23 protein-coding genes, 4 tRNA genes and 1 pseudogene are annotated in these 22,282 nt (G+C 61.1%); 12 read left to right on the forward strand and 16 right to left on the reverse strand.

What is annotated here, in order from left to right:
* Positions 1 to 189: 189 nt before the first annotated feature.
* Positions 190 to 1,875 carry a long-chain-fatty-acid--CoA ligase FadD2 gene (gene fadD2 / locus AC788_RS13540; RefSeq protein WP_049861105.1) on the reverse strand — a complete coding sequence of 562 codons (1,686 nt, stop codon included), beginning with the start codon at positions 1,873 to 1,875 and terminating at the stop codon, positions 190 to 192.
* Between the two features lie 165 nt (positions 1,876 to 2,040).
* Here fadD2 and AC788_RS13545 point away from each other — a divergent pair, with 165 nt between their 5' ends.
* Positions 2,041 to 2,511: a MaoC family dehydratase gene (locus AC788_RS13545; protein ID WP_049861106.1), complete on the forward strand. Its 471-nt coding sequence runs from the start codon at positions 2,041 to 2,043 to the stop codon at positions 2,509 to 2,511.
* Between the two features lie 238 nt (positions 2,512 to 2,749).
* Here the strand turns inward: AC788_RS13545 and AC788_RS21795 are convergent, their stop codons facing one another.
* A complete protein-coding gene (locus AC788_RS21795) occupies positions 2,750 to 2,950 on the reverse strand; it encodes a hypothetical protein (RefSeq protein ID WP_049861107.1) in 201 nt (66 codons plus the stop codon).
* Between the two features lie 24 nt (positions 2,951 to 2,974).
* On the reverse strand, positions 2,975 to 3,301 hold the full coding sequence (locus tag AC788_RS13555; protein WP_049861108.1) for a hypothetical protein: 327 nt from the start codon (positions 3,299 to 3,301) through the stop codon (positions 2,975 to 2,977).
* A 191-nt stretch (positions 3,302 to 3,492) separates the two neighbouring features.
* Between AC788_RS13555 and metG the strand changes: the two genes are divergently transcribed.
* From metG to AC788_RS13575, 4 genes and pseudogenes are all read left to right on the forward strand, one after another.
* The gene (gene metG, locus AC788_RS13560; RefSeq protein ID WP_049861109.1) at positions 3,493 to 5,538 is read left to right on the forward strand and encodes a methionine--tRNA ligase; all 2,046 of its coding nucleotides are present in this window, start codon (positions 3,493 to 3,495) and stop codon (positions 5,536 to 5,538) included.
* Positions 5,539 to 5,642: 104 nt separating this feature from the next.
* Positions 5,643 to 6,461: pseudogene (locus AC788_RS13565) on the forward strand (RnfABCDGE type electron transport complex subunit B); the annotation flags it as partial.
* 34 nt (positions 6,462 to 6,495) lie between these two features.
* On the forward strand, positions 6,496 to 7,134 hold the full coding sequence (nth, locus tag AC788_RS13570; protein ID WP_049861111.1) for an endonuclease III: 639 nt from the start codon (positions 6,496 to 6,498) through the stop codon (positions 7,132 to 7,134).
* A 106-nt stretch (positions 7,135 to 7,240) separates the two neighbouring features.
* On the forward strand, positions 7,241 to 7,420 hold the full coding sequence (locus AC788_RS13575; protein ID WP_049861112.1) for a PA3496 family putative envelope integrity protein: 180 nt from the start codon (positions 7,241 to 7,243) through the stop codon (positions 7,418 to 7,420).
* A gap of 21 nt (positions 7,421 to 7,441) precedes the next feature.
* Here AC788_RS13575 and AC788_RS13580 read toward each other — a convergent pair whose 3' ends face one another.
* Positions 7,442 to 8,068 carry a response regulator transcription factor gene (locus AC788_RS13580; protein WP_049861113.1) on the reverse strand — a complete coding sequence of 209 codons (627 nt, stop codon included), beginning with the start codon at positions 8,066 to 8,068 and terminating at the stop codon, positions 7,442 to 7,444.
* A gap of 473 nt (positions 8,069 to 8,541) precedes the next feature.
* Between AC788_RS13580 and AC788_RS13590 the strand changes: the two genes are divergently transcribed.
* Positions 8,542 to 9,090 (forward strand): hypothetical protein, encoded by a 549-nt coding sequence (locus tag AC788_RS13590; protein ID WP_152965747.1) that lies wholly within the window; start codon positions 8,542 to 8,544, stop codon positions 9,088 to 9,090.
* Positions 9,091 to 9,166: 76 nt separating this feature from the next.
* Here AC788_RS13590 and AC788_RS13595 read toward each other — a convergent pair whose 3' ends face one another.
* Positions 9,167 to 10,384 (reverse strand): argininosuccinate synthase, encoded by a 1,218-nt coding sequence (locus tag AC788_RS13595; protein WP_049861116.1) that lies wholly within the window; start codon positions 10,382 to 10,384, stop codon positions 9,167 to 9,169.
* A 97-nt stretch (positions 10,385 to 10,481) separates the two neighbouring features.
* Positions 10,482 to 11,402 (reverse strand): flagellar protein MotY, encoded by a 921-nt coding sequence (locus AC788_RS13600; RefSeq protein ID WP_049861117.1) that lies wholly within the window; start codon positions 11,400 to 11,402, stop codon positions 10,482 to 10,484.
* A 130-nt stretch (positions 11,403 to 11,532) separates the two neighbouring features.
* Here AC788_RS13600 and pyrC point away from each other — a divergent pair, with 130 nt between their 5' ends.
* The 4 genes from pyrC (at position 11,533) to bfr (ending at position 14,295) form a co-directional block, all read left to right on the forward strand.
* Positions 11,533 to 12,579, forward strand: a complete 1,047-nt coding sequence (pyrC, locus tag AC788_RS13605; RefSeq protein ID WP_049861118.1) for a dihydroorotase — start codon at positions 11,533 to 11,535, stop codon at positions 12,577 to 12,579.
* Positions 12,576 to 13,250: a ribonuclease T gene (rnt, locus tag AC788_RS13610; protein WP_049861119.1), complete on the forward strand. Its 675-nt coding sequence runs from the start codon at positions 12,576 to 12,578 to the stop codon at positions 13,248 to 13,250. The genes pyrC and rnt overlap by 4 nt, the downstream gene beginning before the upstream one ends.
* Before the next feature lie 147 nt (positions 13,251 to 13,397).
* Positions 13,398 to 13,619 (forward strand): bacterioferritin-associated ferredoxin, encoded by a 222-nt coding sequence (locus AC788_RS13615; RefSeq protein WP_049861120.1) that lies wholly within the window; start codon positions 13,398 to 13,400, stop codon positions 13,617 to 13,619.
* A gap of 199 nt (positions 13,620 to 13,818) precedes the next feature.
* On the forward strand, positions 13,819 to 14,295 hold the full coding sequence (gene bfr, locus AC788_RS13620; protein ID WP_049861121.1) for a bacterioferritin: 477 nt from the start codon (positions 13,819 to 13,821) through the stop codon (positions 14,293 to 14,295).
* A gap of 104 nt (positions 14,296 to 14,399) precedes the next feature.
* Here bfr and grxD read toward each other — a convergent pair whose 3' ends face one another.
* Entirely contained in the window at positions 14,400 to 14,741 is a 342-nt protein-coding gene (grxD, locus tag AC788_RS13625; protein ID WP_049861122.1) for a Grx4 family monothiol glutaredoxin, read from the reverse strand.
* Positions 14,742 to 14,874: 133 nt separating this feature from the next.
* Entirely contained in the window at positions 14,875 to 15,168 is a 294-nt protein-coding gene (locus tag AC788_RS13630; RefSeq protein ID WP_049861123.1) for a hypothetical protein, read from the reverse strand.
* A gap of 279 nt (positions 15,169 to 15,447) precedes the next feature.
* Here AC788_RS13630 and argF point away from each other — a divergent pair, with 279 nt between their 5' ends.
* Together argF and AC788_RS13640 are read left to right on the forward strand one after the other, a co-directional pair.
* Positions 15,448 to 16,368, forward strand: coding sequence for an ornithine carbamoyltransferase (gene argF, locus AC788_RS13635; RefSeq protein WP_049861124.1), 921 nt, complete (start codon positions 15,448 to 15,450; stop codon positions 16,366 to 16,368).
* Entirely contained in the window at positions 16,365 to 17,450 is a 1,086-nt protein-coding gene (locus AC788_RS13640) for an ABC transporter ATP-binding protein (RefSeq protein ID WP_049861125.1), read from the forward strand. Before argF ends, AC788_RS13640 begins: the two co-directional genes overlap by 4 nt.
* A gap of 70 nt (positions 17,451 to 17,520) precedes the next feature.
* Here AC788_RS13640 and AC788_RS13645 read toward each other — a convergent pair whose 3' ends face one another.
* The 8 genes from AC788_RS13645 to gltX all read right to left on the reverse strand — a co-directional run bounded on the left by AC788_RS13645 (position 17,521) and on the right by gltX (position 22,096).
* Positions 17,521 to 17,967, reverse strand: coding sequence for an Hsp20 family protein (locus tag AC788_RS13645; RefSeq protein WP_049861126.1), 447 nt, complete (start codon positions 17,965 to 17,967; stop codon positions 17,521 to 17,523).
* 153 nt (positions 17,968 to 18,120) lie between these two features.
* Positions 18,121 to 19,065: a tRNA dihydrouridine synthase gene (locus tag AC788_RS13650; RefSeq protein WP_049861127.1), complete on the reverse strand. Its 945-nt coding sequence runs from the start codon at positions 19,063 to 19,065 to the stop codon at positions 18,121 to 18,123.
* A 213-nt stretch (positions 19,066 to 19,278) separates the two neighbouring features.
* Complete coding sequence (locus AC788_RS13655; protein WP_049861128.1) at positions 19,279 to 19,716, reverse strand: acyl-CoA thioesterase; 438 nt, start codon at positions 19,714 to 19,716, stop codon at positions 19,279 to 19,281.
* Positions 19,717 to 19,823: 107 nt separating this feature from the next.
* Positions 19,824 to 19,899 (reverse strand) — tRNA-Glu (locus tag AC788_RS13660).
* Positions 19,900 to 19,942: 43 nt separating this feature from the next.
* Positions 19,943 to 20,018 (reverse strand) — tRNA-Ala (locus tag AC788_RS13665).
* Positions 20,019 to 20,085: 67 nt separating this feature from the next.
* Positions 20,086 to 20,161, reverse strand: a tRNA-Glu gene (locus tag AC788_RS13670).
* A gap of 69 nt (positions 20,162 to 20,230) precedes the next feature.
* Positions 20,231 to 20,306, reverse strand: a tRNA-Ala gene (locus tag AC788_RS13675).
* A gap of 311 nt (positions 20,307 to 20,617) precedes the next feature.
* Positions 20,618 to 22,096, reverse strand: coding sequence for a glutamate--tRNA ligase (gene gltX / locus AC788_RS13680; RefSeq protein WP_049861129.1), 1,479 nt, complete (start codon positions 22,094 to 22,096; stop codon positions 20,618 to 20,620).
* Positions 22,097 to 22,282: the final 186 nt, after the last annotated feature.

The raw sequence follows: 22,282 nt of genomic DNA on the forward strand, positions 1-22,282 counted from the left end.
CCCATACAGGTCCGAATGCCGAAAAGCGCGCCGAGAGTAGCAGCTTTGCCATGAGGCGACTAGAGGCTGAAGGTGGCCAGACGGTAACCATTGTGACCGGATTGGCAGTTCCAGTCACAGCGGATCCATGTTGTATCCGGGCTCGCTGGCGCCCCTCTGCAACGCCCGCCACGCCCCCTGTTCGGTGCATCAACCGTCGCGCAGTTCACGTCGCAGGATCTTGCCCACGGGTGTCATTGGCAAGGCGTCGCGCAGGACGATTTCCCGTGGCAGCTTGTAGCCGGTGAAGTTGGCCTTGCAGTAGGCCATCAGCTCAGCCGTGGTCAGCCGTGGATCACGGGCCACCACGAACAGCTTGACCGCCTCGCCGGAGCGCTCGTCCGCTACCCCGATGGCCGCGCAATTGGCCACCTGAGGATGCGCCATGACCACGTCCTCGATTTCGTTCGGATAGACGTTGAAACCCGAAACGATGATCAGGTCCTTCTTGCGGTCGACGATGCGCACGTAGCCATCGGGATCGATGACGGCGATGTCGCCGGTCTTGAACCAGCCGTGCGCGTCCAGCGCCTCGGCGGTCGCCTCGGGCTGCTGCCAATAGCCGCGCATCACCTGCGGACCCTGGATGCACAGCTCGCCACGCTCGCCCAGCGGCAACTCGGCCCCTTGGTCGTCGATCACCTTCAGCCCGGTGCCGACCACGGGAATGCCCACGCTGCCGATGCGCGCGCTCTGGCCATAGGGATTTGTGCAGGCCACCGGCGACGTCTCGGTCAGGCCGTAGCCTTCGACGATGCGGCAGCCGGTCAGGCTTTCCCAGCGCTCGGCCGTGGCCTTGACCAGCGCCGTACCACCGGAGTTGGTGACCTTGAGATGGGAGAAGTCCAGGGATCGAAACTCGGCATGCTCCATCAATGCCACAAACAGGGTGTTCAGGCCCAGCAAGGCGGTGAACTTCCATTTCTTCAGCTCCTTGATGAAGGCGCCGATATCGCGGGGGTTGGTGATCAGCACGTTATGGTTGCCGGTGACCATCATGCACAGGCAGTTCGCCGTGAACGCGTACACGTGGTAGAGCGGCAGCGGCGCGATCATCACCTCGTGGCCTTCGCGCAGGATCGTCTGGCCCTGCTCGTCGAGCTGGCGGAAACAGGCCCTCACCTGCAGCATGTTGGCGACCAGATTGCCATGAGTGAGCATGGCACCCTTGGCCAGCCCGGTGGTGCCGCCGGTGTATTGCAGCACCGCGAGGTCATCGAGGGTCGGCGTCACCGGACGGGGTGACGACCCCGCGCCTTGCGCCAGAATCGTCTTGAAGGGTATCGCCTGGGGCAAATGGTAGGCAGGGACGCGCTTCTTGACCTTGCTCACCAGCGTGTTGACCAGCCAGCCCTTGGCAGCGGGCATCAGGTCGCCCAGACGGGCTTCGATCAGGTATTCCAGCTTCGTGTCCTGCAGCACCTGCTCGACCTTGTCGCCGAACAGGTTGAGGTAGACCAGCGCCCGTGCCCCGGAATCGGAGAACTGATGGCGCATTTCGCGCGCGGTGTATAAAGGGTTGGTATTGACCACCACCAGGCCGGCGCGCAATGCACCGAACACCGCAATGGGGTATTGCAGGACGTTGGGCAACTGCACCGCGATGCGGTCGCCGGGGACCAGGTCGGTGTGCTGCTGCAACCAGCTGGCGAAAGCGGCGCAGTGCCGGTCGAGCTGGGCATAGCTCAGGGTCACGCCCATGTTGCTGAAGGCCGGACGTTGGGCGAAGGTGGTACAGGAGCGATCGAACACATCGACAATGGAGGTGAATTCACCGACCGCAAGAGTGTGGGGCACGCCCGGCGGGCGCTTGTCGTTCCAGAAATCAGGATGCATTATTATTGTCCTCTGATTCGAAGCCCGCCCGGCCATTGCGCCTGCGGTATGCTGCCGACGTTAGCAGCTGCCGCAACCGACGCAAATGCGCACGACCCTCCTGTTAACATCGTGAATCTATTTGACGCGGCACCGGTCCCGTCAAGCCAAGGAACCCGCACCCCCATGACCCAAGTCAGCAATACTCCGTACGAAGCGCTCGAAGTCGGCCAGACCGCCAGCTTCAGCAAGACCGTGCAGGAGCGCGACATCCAGCTGTTCGCCGCGATGTCGGGAGACCACAACCCGATTCACCTGGACGCCGAGTTCGCCGCCGCCAGCATGTTCAAGGAGCGCATCGCCCATGGCATGTTCAGCGGTGCATTGATCAGCGCCGCTGTCGCCTGCGAGCTGCCCGGGCCGGGCACCATCTACCTGGGTCAGCAGATGAGCTTCCAGAAACCGGTGAAACTGGGCGACACCTTGACCGTGCGCCTGGAAATCCTCGAAAAGCTGCCCAAGTTCCGTGTCCGCATCGCCACCCGCGTGTTCAACCAGCGCGATGAGCTGGTCGTCGACGGCGAAGCTGAAATCCTTGCCCCACGTAAGCAGCAGACCGTCACCCTGGTCAGCCCGCCACCCATCACCATCGGCTGAACGCGACCCACAAAAAAGGGGCGACCCTGGTCGCCCCTTTCGTTGATCAGCCACCGCTCACCGGTCACTGTAGGAATCCCTCCAGATGTACAGCGCAACGCCGACCGTGAGCAAGGTCGCGAGGCCGAAGGTCAGTGCCCCGGCAAAAAAAATGTCATCGAACATCATCGCTGGTCGTTCCCGCATCCACTCGAAACGTCACCCTACGCGGGCACGCCGTTGCCTGGATTGACCTGGGTCAACGCTTCTTCGGCTTCTTGGTCTTTTTCCTGGACTTGGCCGGGTCCAGAGGCAGCGCCTGTTCGAAGGCCTGACGCATCTCGTTGAGGCGCTTGTCCTTGAGGTCGTGGATACGCTTGCCGCGTTCGCTGGCGAAATCGATCAGGTTGTCGTCTTGGCTCATGGCGGTGTCGAATCGGTGGCGAAAAGGATCGTTCATGATGCAGCGCGCGAACGGCCCTGACTAGACCTGGATGTCGACCCACAGTCCCTGGCGCGGCGGGTCCTCGACCAAGGGGGCCACCGGTACCGTGTTGTCGGCGTTGAGCGAGTCGCCCGGCACCGGCGCGTGCTCGTCCGGATCCGGTGGTCGGCCTTCGCGCTGACGCCGTCGCTGCTCCTCGCGCAGCACCAGCGCCGCTTGATCGGCATCGTGATGACGCAGATCGATGGCATTGTCATTGGAGCCTGGCTGAGCCGGCGCCACAGGTGCGATGCTCGGCGTTGGCTTGACCGGGTCGAGTTGCGAGGTCACCGGCACGACGCTGATCGGAATCAGGGGCGGAATCATGAGGGAGGTCTCCTAATCCCAGGTTATCGGCAGCCGCGGCGGCAACTTGAGACATTTTGTCGCAGTCATGCAGGCCATGACAAAGCGCCCCCCACTGGCTGGCGGCATCGCAGTCCCTGACAAGAGGTGAAAAAATCCCCTCGCGCCTTTATAGTGTTCGGTCTTCGTTTCACTTCCAGTAGCCGAGCCCCATGTCCGAGCCACGCAAGATTCTCGTCACCAGCGCCCTGCCCTATGCCAACGGTTCCATCCACCTTGGCCACATGCTGGAGTACATCCAGACCGATATGTGGGTGCGCTTCCAGAAGCATCGCGGCAATCAGTGCGTCTATGTCTGCGCAGACGACGCCCATGGCTCGGCCATCATGCTGCGTGCGGAAAAGGAAGGCATCACGCCCGAGCAACTGATCGCCAACGTCAAGGCCGAGCACAGCGCCGACTTCGCCGACTTCCTGGTGGACTTCGACAATTTCCACTCTACCCACAGTGAAGAAAACCGCGAGCTGTCCAGCGAGATCTACCTGAAGCTGCGCGAGGCCGGCCATATCGCCCAGCGCTCGGTCACCCAGTATTTCGACCCGCAGAAGCAGATGTTCCTCGCCGACCGTTTCATCAAAGGCACCTGCCCCAAGTGTGCAGCGCCCGACCAGTACGGTGATAACTGCGAGAAATGCGGCGCTACCTACGCGCCCACCGAGCTCAAGGACCCGAAATCGGCGATCTCGGGCGCCACGCCCGTACTCAAGGACTCCCAGCACTTCTTCTTCAAGCTGCCCGACTTCCAGCAGATGCTCGAAGGCTGGACCCGCAGTGGCACCTTGCAGGACGCGGTGGCCAACAAGATCGCCGAATGGCTCGATGCGGGCCTGCAGGAGTGGGATATTTCCCGCGATGCACCGTATTTTGGCTTCGAGATTCCAGGCGAACCCGGCAAATACTTCTATGTGTGGCTGGACGCGCCGATCGGCTACATGGCCAGCTTCAAGAACCTCTGCGCCCGCCGTCCGGAACTGGACTTCGATGCTTACTGGGCCAAGGATTCCACGGCCGAGCTTTACCACTTCATCGGCAAGGACATCATCAATTTCCATGCGCTGTTCTGGCCAGCCATGCTCGAAGGCGCCGGCTACCGCAAGCCGACCGCGCTCAACGTGCACGGCTTCCTGACGGTCAACGGCGAAAAGATGTCCAAGTCCCGTGGCACGTTCATCAAGGCCCGTACCTACCTGGATCACCTGGCGCCCGAGTACCTGCGCTACTACTTCGCGTCCAAGCTGGGCCGTGGCGTGGACGATCTGGACGTCAACCTCGACGACTTCGTGCAGAAGGTCAATTCCGACCTCGTCGGCAAGGTGGTCAACATCGCCAGCCGTTGTGCCGGTTTCGTCCACAAGGGCAACAACGGCGTATTGGTCGCCGCGAATGCCGCACCGGAGCTGACCCAGGCATTCCTGGACGCAACGCCCAGCATCGCCGAAGCCTACGAAGTGCGCGACTTCGCCCGCGCCATGCGCGAAATCATGGCCTTGGCCGACCGTGCCAATGCCTGGATCGCCGAGAAAGCACCTTGGTCGCTGGCCAAGCAGGAAGGCCGCGCCGACGAAGTGCAGGCCGTCTGCGCAGTGGGTATCAACCTGTTCCGCCAGCTGATCATCTTCCTCAAGCCGGTCCTGCCCGAGCTCGCACGGGACGCCGAACGCTTCCTCAATGTCGAGCCACTGACCTGGAACGACCACACTACCTGGCTCGCCGAGCACTCGCTCAACCCGTTCCAGGCATTGATGACCCGCATCGACCCGGTCAAGGTGCAGGCCATGACCGACGCTTCCAAGCAGGACCTGGCCGCTGCTCAGGATCCTGCCGTGGCTGCCACTGGTAACGGTGAGCTGGCCAAGGAGCCATTGGCTGCCGAAATCGATTTCGATGCGTTCGCCGCAGTCGATTTGCGCGTTGCCCTGATTCTCAAGGCCGAGGCGGTCGAAGGCGCGGACAAACTGCTGCGTCTGACCCTGGACATCGGTGATGAACAACGCAACGTCTTCTCCGGGATCAAGAGCGCCTATCCGGATCCGGCTGCGCTGGAGGGTCGACTGACGATGATGATTGCCAACCTCAAGCCTCGCAAGATGCGCTTCGGCGTCTCCGAGGGCATGGTCATGGCCGCAGGCCCTGGCGGCGAGGAGATCTACCTGCTCAGCCCCGACAGCGGCGCCAAGCCGGGCCAGCGTATCAAGTAAGCCAAGGCTCACGCGCCCTGCCGCTTGTCTTCATCGCAAGACGAGCGGCGGGATCGCCGCCATCTCACCATCGACACATGCCTCCCTTTGCATTCCGGCCTTCCATGAACCTGATCGAACGCATTGACGCATTGCTGCCACAGACTCAGTGCGGCAAATGTGGCCATGCTGGCTGCCGGCCCTACGCAGCCGGCATCGTGGCCGGCGAGCCGATCAACCGTTGCCCGCCGGGGGGTACGGCAACCATCGCTGCCTTGGCGCAGCTGCTTGAGGTACCGGTGCTGGCGCCGGACCCGACCCATGGTACGGCCCCCGCCCAGATCGCCTATATACGCGAAGCCGAATGCATCGGCTGCACCAAGTGCATCCAGGCCTGTCCGGTGGACGCCATTCTCGGCGCCGCGAAGTTGATGCACAGCGTGCTGGTCGACGAATGCACCGGTTGCGACCTGTGCGTTGCACCCTGCCCTGTCGATTGCATCGAAATGCGCCCCTCACCAACGTCAGCGTTCACGTCGTTGGCAAGCGACCCCGGCTGCAGCACGCAACAGCAGCGTGTGCGTATGCACAAGCGCGATCGCGCCCGACAACGCTACGAAGCCCGGAACCTGCGCCTGCAGCAGGTCCAGGCGGCACGGCAGGCCGAGCGATCACACAGGCCGCAGCGACCGGCTACCCTCGCGGTGCCGCCGTCCCCGGCCTTGTCGGCGATCGAGCGGATCAAGGCAGCGAAGGCGGCCAAGGCGAGCACTGGCGACGCAGCCTTGAAACAGGCGAAAATCGCCGTGGCCATGAGCCGTGCGCAGTTGGCGAAAACCCAGAAGGCTTTCGTGACACCGCCCACGTTCGAGCAGTACCTCATACTCGACGCCTTGAACCGCGAACACGAATCCGCCGAACGTCACCTGGCTGCACTTCAATCACACTAGTCTTGCCCGCGAAGGATTTATCTACCCGATGAACGCCACGAAACGCCAGGAAATCTTCCGCCGGCTGCATGAAGACAACCCTGAGCCCAAGACTGAACTGGCCTATGGTTCACCCTTCGAATTGCTGATCGCGGTGATTCTTTCTGCGCAATCCACCGACGTCGGTGTGAACAAGGCGACTGCGAAGCTGTTTCCCGTCGCGCCGACGCCCCAGGCGATGCATGCGCTGGGTGTCGAGGGGCTATCGAGCTACATCAAGACCATCGGTCTCTACAACAGCAAGGCCCGCAATGTCATCGAGACCTGTCGCTTGCTCGTCGAAAGGCACGGCGGCGAGGTGCCACAAACCCGCGAGGCCCTCGAAGCGCTTCCAGGGGTCGGCCGCAAGACCGCCAACGTGGTGCTCAATACGGCGTTTCGACAACTGACCATGGCCGTCGACACGCACATATTCCGCGTCAGCAACCGGACCGGAATCGCCCCCGGCAAGAACGTGGTGGAAGTTGAACGGAAACTGATGAAGTTCGTCCCTCGGCCTTACCTGCTCGACTCGCATCACTGGCTGATCCTGCACGGGCGTTACGTCTGCCAGGCACGCAAGCCCCGCTGCGGCAGCTGTCGCATCGAAGACCTGTGTGAATACAAGCACAAGACCAGCGACGATTGAGGTTGCCTGTAAGAGCTCGGCTCTCGATTGAAAAAATCTTTTTTACGCCGTCTTCGAATATCGCTATAAGGTCCGCCATTGGCAGCACATGCCTGGAGCTGACGTCATGAGTACCGATAAAGAAGTGCTGGAAACGGAAGACGACTTCATCACCGCTGAGAGTGAAGAAGCCGAGCCCGTCGTCGAGCCCGTCAAGAGCAATCTGAGCAAGCGCCGTACGATCGATAACCTGCTCGAGGAAAGACGTCTGCAACGGCAGTTGGCTGACTACGATTTCGATCTATAGGCCACACGGCCTGCCTGCAGATCAGGCCAACCCATTGCGCTGAGCCAACTCGATCAGATCGACGAGCGACCGGGCATTGAGCTTCTGCAGCAAGCGCGTCTTGTAGGTGCTCACGGTCTTGTTGCTCAGAAACATGCCATCGGCGATCTGCTTGTTCGATTTGCCCTTGGCCAGTTGCTGCAACACCATCATTTCTCGCCCCGACAGGCGATCCACCATGTCGGCCTCCGAGGCATTGCCCAGGCTCGCTCGCACCGAGTGCAAGGCCTGGTTGGGGAAATAGCTGTAACCGGACAGTACCGCCTTGATCGCGCTGAGCAACTCGGTGAGATCCTGCTGCTTGCACACATAACCCGCCGCCCCCGCCTGCATGCAGCGCATGGAAAAATGCCCCGGCGCCTGCGAGGTCAGCACCATCACCTTGAGCTGGGGTTCGCTCACCGTCAGCCGACTGATCACTTCCAGCCCGTCGAGCTTGGGAATCCCGATGTCGAGGATGACGATGTCCGGGGCATGGTCACGGGCCAGTTGCAGCGCATCGACACCATTGTCGGTCTCGGCCACCACCTCGTAGCCATGGCGCTCCATCAGCAGCCGCACGGCGAGGCGGATGACCGGATGATCGTCCACGATCAGCACTTTATTCATGGGAGGATCCAATTTTTCGCGGTTCGAATTCTAGAGCCCGCACATTACCCCAGACACCTGCCGTCTTCGACGATTCAGAATCCGGGCAGGCAATAACTAAGACACTTCCTACAATGACAGGAGAATATTCCTACATATTGAGCCTGTGAAAATTCTTGTACAGTGCCTGACGGCTTCGAGCTCTGCTTATGAAACTAAGGAGCAGGAGCATTGCATAATTGCCCTGCCGCTTCAATTGAGCCGTGCCCTGTAAACCGGCCAAGCTGTTGCAGGATAAATACCACCTGGAAACACTCGCCATTTCGGACGCAAAGCGCCGCGCCAGAGCCTTCACGACGGCTCCTGACGCCTTCTGCCCACTCAGGGTCCGGCAGCTTTGTCGGTTGGATAATTATGCATCCTGCGCAGCCCGGCGAGCCTACTACTATCGGTGGCCAAGCAACCATCGGCCCATGCGGCCCTGCGAGGCATTCGTGGCCCACAAGAAAATCACCCGTCCCAATCCGCTCGGCATCATCGCCTTGTTCACAGCGATGGTCGAGGCATCCGCCTTGGCCAGCCTGCCCTTTCTGGATGAAACCAGCCAGACGATCTATATATGGTTTCTGGTGGGCTTTCCAACTTTCCTGGCCATTCTTTTTTTCGCCACGCTCAACTTCAATCGCCGAGCGCTTTACTCACCATCGGACTTCGAAAGTTCGGCTTACTTCATGGAAAGTCTGGATACCGAAGTGGACGTTCATAAACATCACGTCGACAATCGGGTGACGCTGGCGCACAACGACTTGCACATCATCGACACCAGTACCCTGCCAACGCGAGCGCGCATGACGGCCAATCTTGAACGGCTGGCCAGTGCGCTCGAGACGCGCAAGCACGCCAGACCTCTGCTGATCGTGCTGGTAGGACAGACTCCCCCGCCCCCTTTGTCCAATGCGCTGGCAGCGCGATTGGCCAGGCTCAATTGCCAGGTCGCGGCGTTGCAACCGAACCGACTGAAGTGGACGGTACTGTTGGGATAATAAAAAACCCCGGTCGAGACCGGGGTTTTCGGGACACGCCTGGCGGGTGTCGCGACCGCTGCTGTGAAAACAGCTGTCAGAACAACGTGCGGCCCTTGTTCGCGGCAATGCGCATACGCAAGGCGTTGAGCTTGATGAAGCCCGCCGCGTCGGCCTGATTGTAGGCGCCGCCGTCTTCCTCGAAGGTCGCGATGTTGGCATCGAACAGCGAGTCATCGGACTTGCGGCCAGTGACGATCACGTTGCCCTTGTACAGCTTGAGCCGGACCACGCCGTTCACGTTGACCTGCGAGGCGTCGATCATCTGCTGCAGCATCACACGCTCGGGGCTCCACCAGTAGCCGGTGTAGATCAAGCTGGCGTACTTGGGCATCAGCTCGTCCTTGAGGTGCGCCACTTCGCGATCCAGGGTAATGGATTCGATGGCACGGTGGGCGCGCAGCATGATGGTGCCGCCTGGGGTTTCGTAGCAACCCCGGGACTTCATCCCCACATAGCGGTTCTCGACGATGTCCAAACGGCCGATGCCGTGCTCGCCACCAATGCGGTTCAGGGTGGCCAGGACGGTGGCAGGTGTCATCTCGACGCCGTCCAGCGCGACGATGTCGCCGTTGCGGTAGGTCAGCTCCAGATACTGCGGGGTATTCGGGGCGTTCTCCGGCGAGACCGTCCAACGCCACATGTCTTCTTCGTGCTCGGTCCAGGTGTCTTCGAGCACGCCGCCTTCATAGGAGATGTGCAACAGGTTGGCGTCCATCGAGTACGGCGACTTCTTCTTGCCGTGGCGCTCGATCGGAATGTTGTGCTTCTCGGCGTAGTCCATCAGCTTTTCACGCGAGAGCAGGTCCCACTCGCGCCATGGCGCGATGACCTTGACGCCCGGCTTGAGCGCATAGGCACCCAGCTCGAAACGCACCTGGTCATTGCCCTTGCCGGTGGCGCCGTGGGAGATGGCATCCGCACCGGTTTCGTTGGCGATTTCGATCAAGCGCTTGGCGATCAACGGCCGTGCGATGGAAGTGCCCAGCAGGTATTCGCCTTCGTACACGGTGTTGGCACGGAACATCGGGAACACGAAGTCGCGCACGAACTCTTCGCGCAGGTCGTCGATGTAGATTTCCTTGACGCCCATGGCCTGCGCCTTGGCGCGTGCCGGCTCGACCTCTTCGCCCTGGCCGAGATCGGCAGTGAAGGTCACTACTTCACAGTTATAAGTGTCCTGCAGCCACTTGAGGATCACCGAAGTGTCCAGGCCGCCGGAATACGCCAGAACGACCTTGTTTACGTCCGCCATGCCATCACTCCACGGGGTTCTACGGAAAGCCGTCGATTCTACCGCCCAAGGCTACGAATTTACAGGGGCGCGACAGCTTTGGTTGAACACGCGACAGTCACAATGGCTTCGCTGGCGGCTTGTCGGTGGCCAGAACGGCGGGCGAATCGGCGGCCGGGGCAGCGCTTGGCGGCGCCTCCACACGAGACAACTCGATGCTCACGCGACGGTTTCGGGCCCGATTGGCAGCATTGCTGTTGGCCACCAGCGGATAGCTTTCGCCGTGAAAGCGCAAGGTGATCTGGCTTTCGCTCAGGCCATGGGCCAACAGGTAGTCCTGAACGGCCAGCGCCCGGCGCCTGGACAGGTCGCGGTTCACCAGACGGTTGCCGCTGTTGTCCGAATGGCCGTCGAGCTGCACGTGATTGACGCTGGGATCGGCTTTCATGAAGGCCAGAAGCTTGTCCAGACGCGCCTTGGCCGGCGCGTCGAGTTCGAGACCGCGGGGAAAGCCCACTTCGCTCAGGCGAATCTGGTCGTAGTTCATCGGCAACAGCTTAGCCGCACAGGCCTGGTACTCGCCGAAAGCCTGGCCGAAGCGTGCCGACAACAGGCGGATCTCCACCGGCTGTCCGCCGGACTGGCTGCGTATCAGGGTCATGCGCCCTTCCAGCAGCCCATTCATCAGACCACTGGCCTGGCTTTGCGAGCTGGTCAGCAGGGCTTCGCCATGGCCCAGCCGGACGCTGCCCAGGTTGATGTCGCCGCGGCCCGGCTGCCAGGGTGCTGCAGCAGCCAGAAGGGTCGCAGAGCCTGTTCCCAGCAGACGGCTGGCCGAGTTGAGGCGAAATACCGCCTGCTCACCCGCACGCCGCACGAATTCCGCCGAGCCGAAATTGGCAACCGGCTGGCCCAACCGGCACTCGAACTGATCGCCCGCCACTTTCCACTCGACGTTCTCCAGACGCGTCTGGAAATTCATCGCCAGGGCTGGAAGGCTGGCAAACACACTGAGCAGGGCAAGATAACGCTGGCGCACGACAGGCTCCACGGGTTCTAACAGGGTACTTCCAAGGTATCGGACATGGCCTGCAAAACTTGATAGCGGATGCCGTGGGCGGCGTTTTCCGGTAGCATTCGCGGCGAGTTCGAACCGCCTGGAATCCCCAATGTCCGACCGCCTGACCCTTCTGCGTCCCGACGACTGGCACATACATCTTCGTGATGGTGCCGTGCTGCCGCATACCGTGGCCGATGTATCGCGGATCTTCGCCCGCGCCATCGTCATGCCCAACCTGGTACCGCCGGTGCGCACCGCCGTCGACGCCGATGCCTATCGCCAGCGCATCCTTGCCGCACGCCCCGCAGGCAGCGCCTTCGAACCGCTGATGACCTTGTACCTGACCGACCGCACCAGTGCCGCCGACATCCGTGCCGCCGCCGCTTGCGGATTCGTCAAGGCGGCCAAGATGTACCCGGCCGGCGCCACCACCAATTCCGATTCCGGGGTCACCAGCCTGGACAACATCACGGAGGCGCTCGAAGCGCTCAGCGATGCCGGGATGCCCCTGCTGATTCACGGCGAAGTCACTCGTGGTGACGTCGACGTGTTCGATCGCGAGAAAATCTTCATCGACGAGCACATGCGCCGGTTGGTGGAGCGTTTCCCCACGCTCAAGGTCGTCTTCGAGCACATCACCACCGCCGAGGCCGCCGAGTTCGTCAAGGCCGCGCCGGCCAATGTCGCCGCGACCATCACCCCCCAGCACCTGCTGTACAACCGCAATCACATGCTGGTGGGTGGAATCCGGCCGCACTTCTATTGCCTGCCGATCCTCAAGCGCAATACCCATCAGGTTGCCCTGCTCGACGCCGCCACCAGCGGCAGCGGCAAGTTCTTCCTGGGTACCGATTCGGCGCCCCATGCCCAGCATGCGAAAGAAGCCGCCTGCGGCTGCGCCGGTTGCTACAGCGCCTATGCCGGCATCGAGCTGTACGCCGAGGCGTTCGAGCAGCGTAATGCCCTGGACAAGCTCGAGGGTTTTGCCAGCCTGCACGGCCCGGACTTCTACGGCCTGCCGCGCAACACCGACACCATTACCCTGGTCCGCGACGAGTGGACCGCCCCAACCAGCCTGCCCTTCGGTGAGCAGGTCGTCATTCCGCTGCGCGCCGGTGAAAAACTGCGCTGGCGCCTGCTGGAGAAAGATGCGTGAGTGAAGACAACTACGACGACGAAGATACGGGCAATGCCGGTACGGGCTCGCGCCATCCCATGGCCGCCCGTTTTCGTGGCTACCTGCCGGTAGTCGTGGACGTGGAGACTGGCGGCTTCAACAGCGCCACCGATGCCCTGCTCGAGATCGCCGCGACGACCATAGGCATGGACGAGAAAGGCTTCGTGTTTCCCGACCACACCTATTTCTTCCGCGTCGAACCGTTCGAAGGGGCCAATATCGAAGCCGCGGCGCTAGAGTTCACCGGCATCAAGCTGGACCACCCCCTGCGCATGGCCGTCAGCGAGGAGACAGCGCTGACCGACATCTTCCGCGGCATCCGCAAGGCGCTCAAAGCCAACGGCTGCAAGCGCGCGATCCTGGTCGGCCACAACAGCAGCTTCGACCTCGGCTTTCTCAATGCTGCCGTCGCGCGTACCGACATGAAGCGCAACCCGTTCCATCCCTTCTCCAGCTTCGACACCGCCACCCTGGCGGGCCTTGCCTACGGTCAGACCGTTCTGGCAAAAGCATGCCAGGCTGCGGATATCGACTTCGACGGTCGCGAAGCCCACTCCGCGCGCTACGACACTGAAAAGACGGCCGAGCTGTTCTGCGGCATCGTCAACCGCTGGAAGCAGATGGGCGGCTGGCAGGACTTCAACGACTGAATACCTGTGTCAGGAGTTGCTGGAACAACCGGCACTCCTGCACCGTTCATCGCCTGTTGCGAGCGCAGTCGCGAGTTGTTTTGACAAGCATTCTCATTAACATTAGAATCGTCCGCACTGAAACCAACACAGCGGCGGTTCTTACGTATGTATGTCTGTCTTTGCCAGGGTGTCACCGATGGTCAGATTCGCGATGCAATCTACGAAGGCTGCTGCAGCTATCGTGATGTGCGCGAAACCCTCGGCGTTGCTACTCAATGCGGTAAATGTGCCTGCCTTGCCAAGGAAGTGGTACGCGATACGCTGACGCAAATCCAGACTGCCCAGGCATCCACCCTGTCCTACCCCGTGGAATTTACACCTGCCTGAAGCACCCCCCTTTTGAGAAACCGGGCCATGCCCGGTTTTTTTATGTCTGAAATACAATGACTTAGCAACAAACGCGGAACTCAGTCATTCTTATTCCGATTAATTTTCATATAGTATTCAATAACTTAGGTTTGACATGGCAACTTCCTGAGGCCAAACTTCGCGCTATTACTCCTATTCCCGCGCAGGCCCTCCGACCATGAAAGGCGAAATCAGCGTCATCCAGCATCTCAACAGAATCCTCGGAAACGAGCTGGTCGCCATCAACCAATACTTTCTGCATGCCCGCATGTACGAAGATTGGGGTCTGAACAAGCTGGGCAAGCACGAGTACAAGGCCTCGATCGATGCCATGAAGTACGCCGACAAGCTGATCAAGCGCATTCTCTTCCTCGAGGGGATTCCCAACCTTCAGGAACTGGGCAAGATCCTGATCGGTGAACACGCCAGCGAAATGCTTGGCTGCGACCTGAAAATCGAATACAAGGGTCTGGCTGATCTGAAAGGCGCCATCGCCCACTGCGAGACTGCCGGTGACTTCGGTAGCCGTGAAATGCTCGAAGACATCCTTGAAGGCAAGGAAGAGCAGATCGATTGGCTGGAAACCCAGCTGAGCCTCATCGACAAGGTTGGAATCGAGAACTACCTGCAGTCGAGCATGGGCGAAGAAGACTGATCCCACTGCGCTGCCGAAGCGGCACGATGAAAAAGCCCCGCGCTGTGTGAACAGGCGGGGCTTTTTTCGTTCCTGGCCGACTTGAATGTCGGCCACTCACGGGATCAGGCGTCGGCTTTTGGCTGAGCGGCCTTGGCCGAAGCTTCCTTGACCAGGGTCTGCAATTCACCGTTGGCAGCCATTTCGGCCACGATGTCGCTGCCGCCTACCAGTTCACCGGCTACCCACAGCTGCGGGAAGGTCGGCCAGTTGGCGTACTTGGGCAGGTTGGCGCGAATTTCAGGGTTCTGCAGGATGTCGACGTAGGCGAATTTTTCGCCACAGGCCATGATTGCCTGCGAAGCCTTGGCCGAGAAACCGCACTGAGGCGCGTTCGGCGAGCCTTTCATGTAAAGCAGGATTGTGTTGTTGGCAATCTGCTCTTTGATCGTTTCGATAATATCCATGGAGCACCTCGCTCGGCTTGTCTATCCGACACTGTCGTCGGCACGGTGAGGCATTGTAACGGAAAGCCGAGCGCAACGCTCGGGCTCTTGCAGCGCGGGGCGTTGGGAGAAGAGCTTGCGGTGGTCGACCGATTCAGTTCATCGGCACAGAAGAAGGCAATGCCTGCATCTGGATTTCCAGCACCGTCTCGACTTCTTCCTGGGCAACATGCACGCCGGTCAGTTCGCCGATGAGTCGCCAGTGGTCGTCCAGTCCGGTGCTGATGGTCGCCATGCGATCGATCATGTGTTTGCCGGCCGAGCGTGTGACCTCGTCGGAGCTGCGCAGCAGCTCGAACGACATGGAAGTCATGGACGCCGTCAGGTGGGTCAGGGTGCGGGCGGTCAGGCCCAGCAGCTCCAGCAGTTGTTGTTCTTTCGATTCCATTCCGCAAACTCCGTGTGCTTCTCAATACGCATTTATAACTCACAGACGATGTTTAGGAAACGTCAGATGGTCGGCAGAAACATCCAGCGATCGAAACCTTCGGAAACTTGTGCGTGCCGGTTAAAACTTCAGCGGCTATTGGTAAAAGGCGACAGTTCCTTATAGGATGGCGCCTTCCCTTATTTCGTCGCCCCGTGCGGCTTTCGCCGCAGGTCTCACTCGTTTTTCCGAAAAACCTGTTTTCGAGCACCTGCGGTCCGTGGCAAAAGGTAGTCAATGATGAGCGCAAGGCACTTTCTCTCCCTTATGGATTGCACGCCCGAAGAGCTAATCAGCATCATTCGTCGAGGCATCGAGCTCAAGGACCTGCGCCAGCGCAGCGTGCTGTTCGAGCCTTTGAAGAACCGCGTACTGGGCATGATCTTCGAGAAGTCGTCGACGCGCACCCGTCTGTCTTTCGAAGCCGGCATGATCCAGCTCGGTGGCCAGGCCATATTCCTGTCCCCGCGCGACACGCAGCTGGGCCGTGGCGAGTCCATCGCCGATTGCGCCATCGTCATGTCGCGCATGCTCGATGCGGTGATGATCCGCACCTTCGCCCACCAGACACTGACCGAGTTCGCGGCCAATTCGCGCGTACCGGTGATCAACGGTCTGTCCGATGACCTGCACCCCTGCCAGCTGCTGGCCGACATGCAGACGTTTCTCGAACACCGCGGCGCCATCCAGGGCAAGACCGTGGCGTGGATCGGTGATGGCAACAACATGTGCCACAGCTATATAGAAGCGGCCATCCAGTTCGATTTCCAGCTGCGCATCGCCTGCCCCGAAGGTTTCGAGCCGGACGCACGCTTCGTGGCCATGGCGCCGGAGCGCGTCAGCGTGGTCCGCGATCCTCGCGAAGCCGTGCGTGGCGCCCATCTGGTGAGCACCGATGTCTGGACGTCCATGGGCCAGGAAGAGGAAACCGCACGGCGTCTTGAACTGTTCAAGCCCTTCCAGGTGACCCGCGAACTGCTCGATATGGCGGCCGATGATGCGCTGTTCATGCACTGCCTGCCGGCCCACCGTGGCGAGGAGATCAGCCACGATGTGCTCGACGATCCCCGTGCCGTGGCCTGGGACCAGGCGGAGAACCGCCTGCATGCACAGAAAGCGCTGCTGGAATTTCTGGTCGCTCCCGGATATCGCCCTGAATGAGCACCGCATTGCTGCTCGAACTGCGCAACCTGGCGTGCGGCTATGGCGCTCAGCGTGTAGTCCAGAACCTCAACCTGCACCTCAACGCGGGCGACATTGGCTGCCTGCTCGGCTCTTCCGGTTGCGGCAAGACCACGACCCTGCGCGCCATTGCCGGCTTCGAATCGGTCCATGAAGGCGAGATCACCCTCGACGGCGAGGTCATTTCCCGGCCCGGCCATACCCTGGCTCCGGAAAAGCGTCGAATCGGCATGGTCTTTCAGGACTATGCACTGTTCCCCCATCTGACCGTTGCCCAGAACATCGCTTTCGGCATTCGCAAGCACCCCCGGCAGGCACACGTGATCGGCGACATGCTCGAACTGGTCAACCTTGGCGGGCTGGACGCGCGCTATCCCCATGAGTTGTCGGGAGGCCAGCAGCAGCGTGTCGCGCTGGCCCGAGCTCTGGCACCGGAGCCGCAACTGCTGTTGCTGGACGAGCCGTTCTCCAACCTCGACGTCGAGCTGCGCCGTCGTCTGAGCCATGAGGTGCGCGATATTCTCAAGCGCCGGGGTACCAGCGCCATCCTGGTTACCCATGATCAGGAAGAGGCCTTCGCCGTCAGCGACCACGTCGGAGTGTTCAAAGAGGGTCGGCTGGAGCAATGGGATACGCCGTACAACCTGTATCACGAACCCGCCTCGCCGTTCGTGGCGAGTTTCATCGGCCAGGGTTATTTCATTCGAGGTCAGTTGGTGGATCCGGAGACGGTGACCACCGAGCTGGGCGTGCTGCGTGGCAACCGCGCCTACACATGGCCTGCTGGCAGCGCTGTCGACCTGCTGCTGCGTCCCGATGACATCGTGCATGCGCCCGACAGCTCACTCAAGGCGCGCATCGTCGGCAAGAGTTTCCAGGGTGCGGCAACCCTGTATCGTTTGCAGCTGCCCACCGGCAGCCAGCTCGAAGCCGTGTTTCCCAGTCACCTGGATTACCTGCCAGGCGCTGAGGTGGGCATTCAGGTTGCCGCCGACCATCTGGTGCTGTTTCCTGCCGCCGGTAGCGTGCCAGTGCTGAGCGAGCCGCGTCGACACGCCTGACACATCTGCCAAATCAAGGGCAATAAAAAAGGGCGCTCCACCAAGCGCCCTTTCTTCTACAGCTCAAGCGTTATTGCAGACGGGTCTGCGCAGATCCGTTGATCGGGATGCGCTTGGCCTTGGCCTCTTCAGGCACGACACGCAGCAGGTCGATGTTGAGCAAACCGTTGTTCAACGCCGCGGCCTTGACCTCGATATGGTCGGCGAGGCGGAACGACAGCTTGAACGCGCGCTGGGCGATGCCTTGGTGCAGGTAGGTCACGCCGGTGGTCTCGGCCTCGCGCTTGCCACCGCTGACGGTCAGAACGCCCTTCTCGACTTGCAGCTCCAGGTCTTCTTCCTGGAAGCCTGCGGCGGCGATGACGATCCGGTACTGATCATCGGCGTGCTTTTCGACGTTGTAGGGTGGGTAGCTGCTGGCCGACTCATTGCGTGCGGCAGACTCGAACAGATCGTTGAAACGATCGAAGCCCACGGAGTGGCGGAACAGTGGAGCAAGGGAAAATGCAGTAGCCATGTGTTTCTCCTGAATCTCAGCGAGTGATTGTCTCCGCGACCCGAATTCGGCATCGCGTAACCCATAGATAGGGACCAGCCAAACGCTTTCAAGAGCTTCCAGGAAAATTTTTCTTGCGCAGTGCGAAGAGTTTTCTTGTGACCTGCTGACTCGCTAGCCCGGCTGCAGCAGGCGCTCGACCGCGTCACAATCCTGTTCGCGGCGCACAAGGGTGAACAGCTCGGACGCCTCGGGGTAGGTGCGGGTCAGCATGGCCAGCCACTGCTTCAGCCGGCCCGGTGCCTGTCTTGGTGTGAGCTGCGCACGGGCCTGGCGCCAGAATTCGCGGATCAGCGGCAGCAGCTCGGCCCAGGTCATGTCTGGCAGCTCGATGCCCTGCTCCGCAGCGGCGATCTGCCGCGCCAGGTCGGGCTTGGATACCAGCCCACGACCGAGCATGAAGTCCTTGGCACCGCTGACTTCACGGCAGCGCTGCCAGTCGGCGACGGTCCAGATGTCGCCATTGGCATAGACCGGCACCTTCACCACGTCCTGGACCTTGGCGACCCATTCCCAATGCGCCGGCGGCTTGTAACCGTCGACCTTGGTCCGCGCATGCACGACCAACACCTCGGCGCCACCTTCAGCCAGTGCCGTGGCGCACTCGATGGCGCTGTCGGGGGTGTCGAAACCCAGGCGCATCTTGGCCGTCACGGGAATGTGCGCAGGCACCGTAGCGCGCACTTCACGCAGGATGCGATGGAGCAGTTCCGGCTCCTTGAGCAGCACTGCCCCGCCACGCGACTTGTTCACCGTCTTGGCCGGGCAGCCGAAATTCAGATCGATTACTGGCGCACCGAGAGTACAGGCGAACGCGGCGTTGTCGGCGAGCGCCACCGGGTCCGAACCCAGCAACTGCACACGCAACGGCACGCCAGCGCGTGTTTTGGCATCGGTCAGCAGCTCTGGGCCGAACTTGTGGTAGTAGGCCGCAGTGAGCACGCGTTCGTTGACGCGGATGAACTCGGTAACGCACCAGTCGATGCCGCCGACCTGGGTCAGGACGTCGCGCAGGATATCGTCGACCAAGCCTTCCATGGGCGCCAAGGCTAATTGCATGAGGTGTTTCTCGGACAGGGGCGTGAAAGGGAGCGGATTCTAGCAGAAAGCCCGCGCGCGGACGGGCTCTCTAGGGTCTGTGTGAAAAGTCTTGAGACGAAGGTCAGGCAAGGCGAAAACAGCCGAGGAAGCGGAGTTTACCGGTTGTAAATGAGCATTCCGAGGCTGATTTCAACGCAGCATCACCGAGTATCAAGGCTTTTCACACAGAGCCTAGGATTGGAGGACTATGGCTTGACCATACCCATCCAGAAACTCGGCCGGCATGCGTTTGGGCTTGCCGCTGGACAGCTCGATGCAGACGAAGGTGGTACGTGCCCTCAGCACAACCGCGCCGTCACGGGGACGCCGCAATTGGAAATGGCGCGTCATCTTCAGACGTCGGTCCCAGTCGAGGATCCAAGTGCCCAATTCCAGCTCATCGCCTTCGTGGGCGCTGGCGAGATAGTCGATTTCATGGCGGACGACGGCCATGGCGCGATCGAGCCGTCGATAGGTCGCAAGATCCAGACCCAGGTGCTGCGAATGCTGCCAGGCACAACGTTCGAGCCAGGTGACGTAGACGGCGTTGTTGGCGTGTCCGAGGCCGTCGATGTCGTCGGACTGGACTGTCAGGGCTATGACGAAGGGGGCGGGCCGATCCCAGTTCATGGGCGCTCCTGGAGAATTAGGAACAGGCGGATATGGCGAGGGCAGAAAAACAAAAGGCTCATTCAATAATCGAATGAGCCTTATAAGTCCCGCAGAGCGGGTAATCGTGGCGTCCCCTAGGGGACTCGAACCCCTGTTACCGCCGTGAAAGGGCGGTGTCCTAGGCCACTAGACGAAGGGGACGCAAAACCTTCAGTCGAGCCCGCTAACGCGAACTCTGGCAAATTGGTGGAGCTAAACGGGATCGAACCGTTGACCTCTTGCATGCCATGCAAGCGCTCTCCCAGCTGAGCTATAGCCCCGAATTTATCGCCCTGCGGCGGAATACCGACTTCACTCGGCATTCTTTACTCTTTGTAACTGTACAACTGGCGTCCCCTAGGGGACTCGAACCCCTGTTACCGCCGTGAAAGGGCGGTGTCCTAGGCCACTAGACGAAGGGGACATACCTTCTACCAAGATCAGTCTGGAACTGATCGGCTCGTTGTCAAATTGCGACATCAAGCCTGGAATTTGGTGGAGCTAAACGGGATCGAACCGTTGACCTCTTGCATGCCATGCAAGCGCTCTCCCAGCTGAGCTATAGCCCCAAACAGTGTGTTGCTGTGTGGACGGGGCGCATATTAAGACGACCTCGCCAGGGTGTCAAACTTATTTTCAGAATTATTTCGAAGTTTTTTATCGCGATTACAGGGACTTACCGGTTTTACTGGGTTTGGGCGAAGAGCGACGCGGCTTGCGCCGCTGCTACAGGATGGTGGTGCATCGGCGCGTATGGGGTGTGCCTGGCAGAACGCGGCGCGTTCGGACGCGGCTTGCGCCGCTGCTACGGGGATCGTGGTGCACCGGATGCACCCGGGCCCGCGATCTTCTGTAGCAGCGGCGCAAGCCGCGTCGGGGGTCAGGCGATCGCGGCCAAGAGCTTTTCCCATTCCTTGTTTTCTTTCTTGGAAACACCGCCGAGCAGATCCAGGGCTTGGCGCAGGCGGAAGCGGGTCAGGTCGGGGCCGAGGATTTCCATGGCGTCCAGGACCGACACCGAACTGGCTTGCCCGGTGATCGCGGCAAACATCAGAGGCATGGCGTCGCGCAGTTTCAGGCCGAGCGACTCGACCACGGCCTGGATGGTTGCAGTGATGCGCTCCTTGTCCCACTGGCGCAGGCTCTCCAGCTTCCAGAGGATCAACTGCATCAGTTGCCGCACCTGGTCGGCAGAAAGCTTCTTGCTTTCGAACAGACGGGGATCCAGCTGCAGGCCGCCGGCGAAGAAGAAGCCGCCCAGCGGAACGATCTGACTGAAGGTCTCTACCCTGCCCTGCACGTGCGGCGCGATCTTCATCATGTAGTCGGGATTGAACGCCCACTGCTGCACTCGTGCGGCGAACTCCTGTACCGGCAGCTCGCGCAACCACTGACCGTTGAGCCACGAGAGCTTCTCGATATCGAAGATCGGACCGCCCAGGGAAACGCGGGAGAGATCGAAGTGCTCGACCATTTCGGCAAGGGAGAACTTCTCGCGTTCGTCAGGCATCGACCAGCCCATGCGGCCCAGGTAGTTGAGCATGGCTTCGGGCATGAAGCCCATGCGCTCGTAGAAGGTCACCGAGGTCGGGTTCTTGCGCTTGGACAGCTTGCTCTTGTCCGGATTGCGCAGCAGCGGCATGTAGCACAGCGCCGGTTGCTCCCAACCAAAGTATTCGTAAAGCTTCATCAGCTTGGGCGCCGACGGCAGCCATTCTTCGCCGCGCAGCACGTGGGTGATGCCCATCAGGTGGTCGTCGACCACGTTGGCCAAGAAGTAGGTAGGCAGGCCGTCGGTCTTCATCAGGACCTGCATGTCCATGCGATCCCAAGGGATTTCGACGTCGCCGCGCAGCATGTCGGGAACCACGCAGACGCCTTCGGTGGGGACCTTCATGCGGATGACGTGGGGTTCGCCGGCGGCCAGGCGGCGCTGGACTTCCTCGGCCGACAGCAACAGCGCGCGGCCGTCGTAGCGAGGGGTTTCGCCACGAGCGGTCTGTTCGGCGCGCATCTGGTCGAGTTCTTCGGCGGTGCAGAAGCACGGGAATGCGTGGCCCATGTCGACCAGTTGCTGGGCGTATTGCTTGTAGATATCGCCCCGCTCGCTCTGCCGGTACGGACCATGTGGGCCGCCTACGTCGGGGCCCTCGCTCCACTCGATGCCGAGCCAGCGCAGGGCGTCGAAGATCTGCTGCTCGGATTCGCGGGTCGAGCGCAACTGGTCGGTGTCTTCGATGCGCAGGATGAATTCGCCGCCATGCTGTTTGGCAAAGCAATAGTTGAACAGGGCGATGTAGGCCGTGCCGACATGGGGGTCGCCGGTGGGCGATGGGGCGATACGCGTACGAACGGTCATTGAGGGTCTCGAGCAGGTTGAATCGAAACGCCGATGTTAGCAGGGCTTGGGGGGCAGGCTCCAGAATCGTGTGGCGGGGGGGGGATGGGGGATGCGCCGGTGGGTGGGGGGGGGGTGTTCGGCGGGGTGGGGTGTGCCGCCACTCCGCGCCCCGACGCGCGCGGGGAGGCGGCGTGGGGCCCATCC

Source organism: Pseudomonas sp. RIT-PI-a (genome assembly GCF_001187875.1).
GTDB lineage: Bacteria > Pseudomonadota > Gammaproteobacteria > Pseudomonadales > Pseudomonadaceae > Aquipseudomonas > Aquipseudomonas coleopterorum.

Excerpts from the sequence above, each read along its gene's own strand:
- fadD2 (WP_049861105.1), bottom strand. The coding sequence starts at position 1,875 with ATGCATCCTGATTTCTGGAACGACAAGCGCCCGCCGGGCGTGCCCCAC.
- AC788_RS13545 (WP_049861106.1), top strand. The coding sequence starts at position 2,041 with ATGACCCAAGTCAGCAATACTCCGTACGAAGCGCTCGAAGTCGGCCAG.
- AC788_RS21795 (WP_049861107.1), bottom strand. The coding sequence starts at position 2,950 with ATGAACGATCCTTTTCGCCACCGATTCGACACCGCCATGAGCCAAGAC.
- AC788_RS13555 (WP_049861108.1), bottom strand. The coding sequence starts at position 3,301 with ATGATTCCGCCCCTGATTCCGATCAGCGTCGTGCCGGTGACCTCGCAA.
- metG (WP_049861109.1), top strand. The coding sequence starts at position 3,493 with ATGTCCGAGCCACGCAAGATTCTCGTCACCAGCGCCCTGCCCTATGCC.
- nth (WP_049861111.1), top strand. The coding sequence starts at position 6,496 with ATGAACGCCACGAAACGCCAGGAAATCTTCCGCCGGCTGCATGAAGAC.
- AC788_RS13575 (WP_049861112.1), top strand. The coding sequence starts at position 7,241 with ATGAGTACCGATAAAGAAGTGCTGGAAACGGAAGACGACTTCATCACC.
- AC788_RS13580 (WP_049861113.1), bottom strand. The coding sequence starts at position 8,068 with ATGAATAAAGTGCTGATCGTGGACGATCATCCGGTCATCCGCCTCGCC.
- AC788_RS13595 (WP_049861116.1), bottom strand. The coding sequence starts at position 10,384 with ATGGCGGACGTAAACAAGGTCGTTCTGGCGTATTCCGGCGGCCTGGAC.
- pyrC (WP_049861118.1), top strand. The coding sequence starts at position 11,533 with ATGTCCGACCGCCTGACCCTTCTGCGTCCCGACGACTGGCACATACAT.
- AC788_RS13615 (WP_049861120.1), top strand. The coding sequence starts at position 13,398 with ATGTATGTCTGTCTTTGCCAGGGTGTCACCGATGGTCAGATTCGCGAT.
- bfr (WP_049861121.1), top strand. The coding sequence starts at position 13,819 with ATGAAAGGCGAAATCAGCGTCATCCAGCATCTCAACAGAATCCTCGGA.
- grxD (WP_049861122.1), bottom strand. The coding sequence starts at position 14,741 with ATGGATATTATCGAAACGATCAAAGAGCAGATTGCCAACAACACAATC.
- AC788_RS13630 (WP_049861123.1), bottom strand. The coding sequence starts at position 15,168 with ATGGAATCGAAAGAACAACAACTGCTGGAGCTGCTGGGCCTGACCGCC.
- argF (WP_049861124.1), top strand. The coding sequence starts at position 15,448 with ATGAGCGCAAGGCACTTTCTCTCCCTTATGGATTGCACGCCCGAAGAG.
- AC788_RS13640 (WP_049861125.1), top strand. The coding sequence starts at position 16,365 with ATGAGCACCGCATTGCTGCTCGAACTGCGCAACCTGGCGTGCGGCTAT.
- AC788_RS13645 (WP_049861126.1), bottom strand. The coding sequence starts at position 17,967 with ATGGCTACTGCATTTTCCCTTGCTCCACTGTTCCGCCACTCCGTGGGC.
- AC788_RS13650 (WP_049861127.1), bottom strand. The coding sequence starts at position 19,065 with ATGCAATTAGCCTTGGCGCCCATGGAAGGCTTGGTCGACGATATCCTG.
- AC788_RS13655 (WP_049861128.1), bottom strand. The coding sequence starts at position 19,716 with ATGAACTGGGATCGGCCCGCCCCCTTCGTCATAGCCCTGACAGTCCAG.
- gltX (WP_049861129.1), bottom strand. The coding sequence starts at position 22,096 with ATGACCGTTCGTACGCGTATCGCCCCATCGCCCACCGGCGACCCCCAT.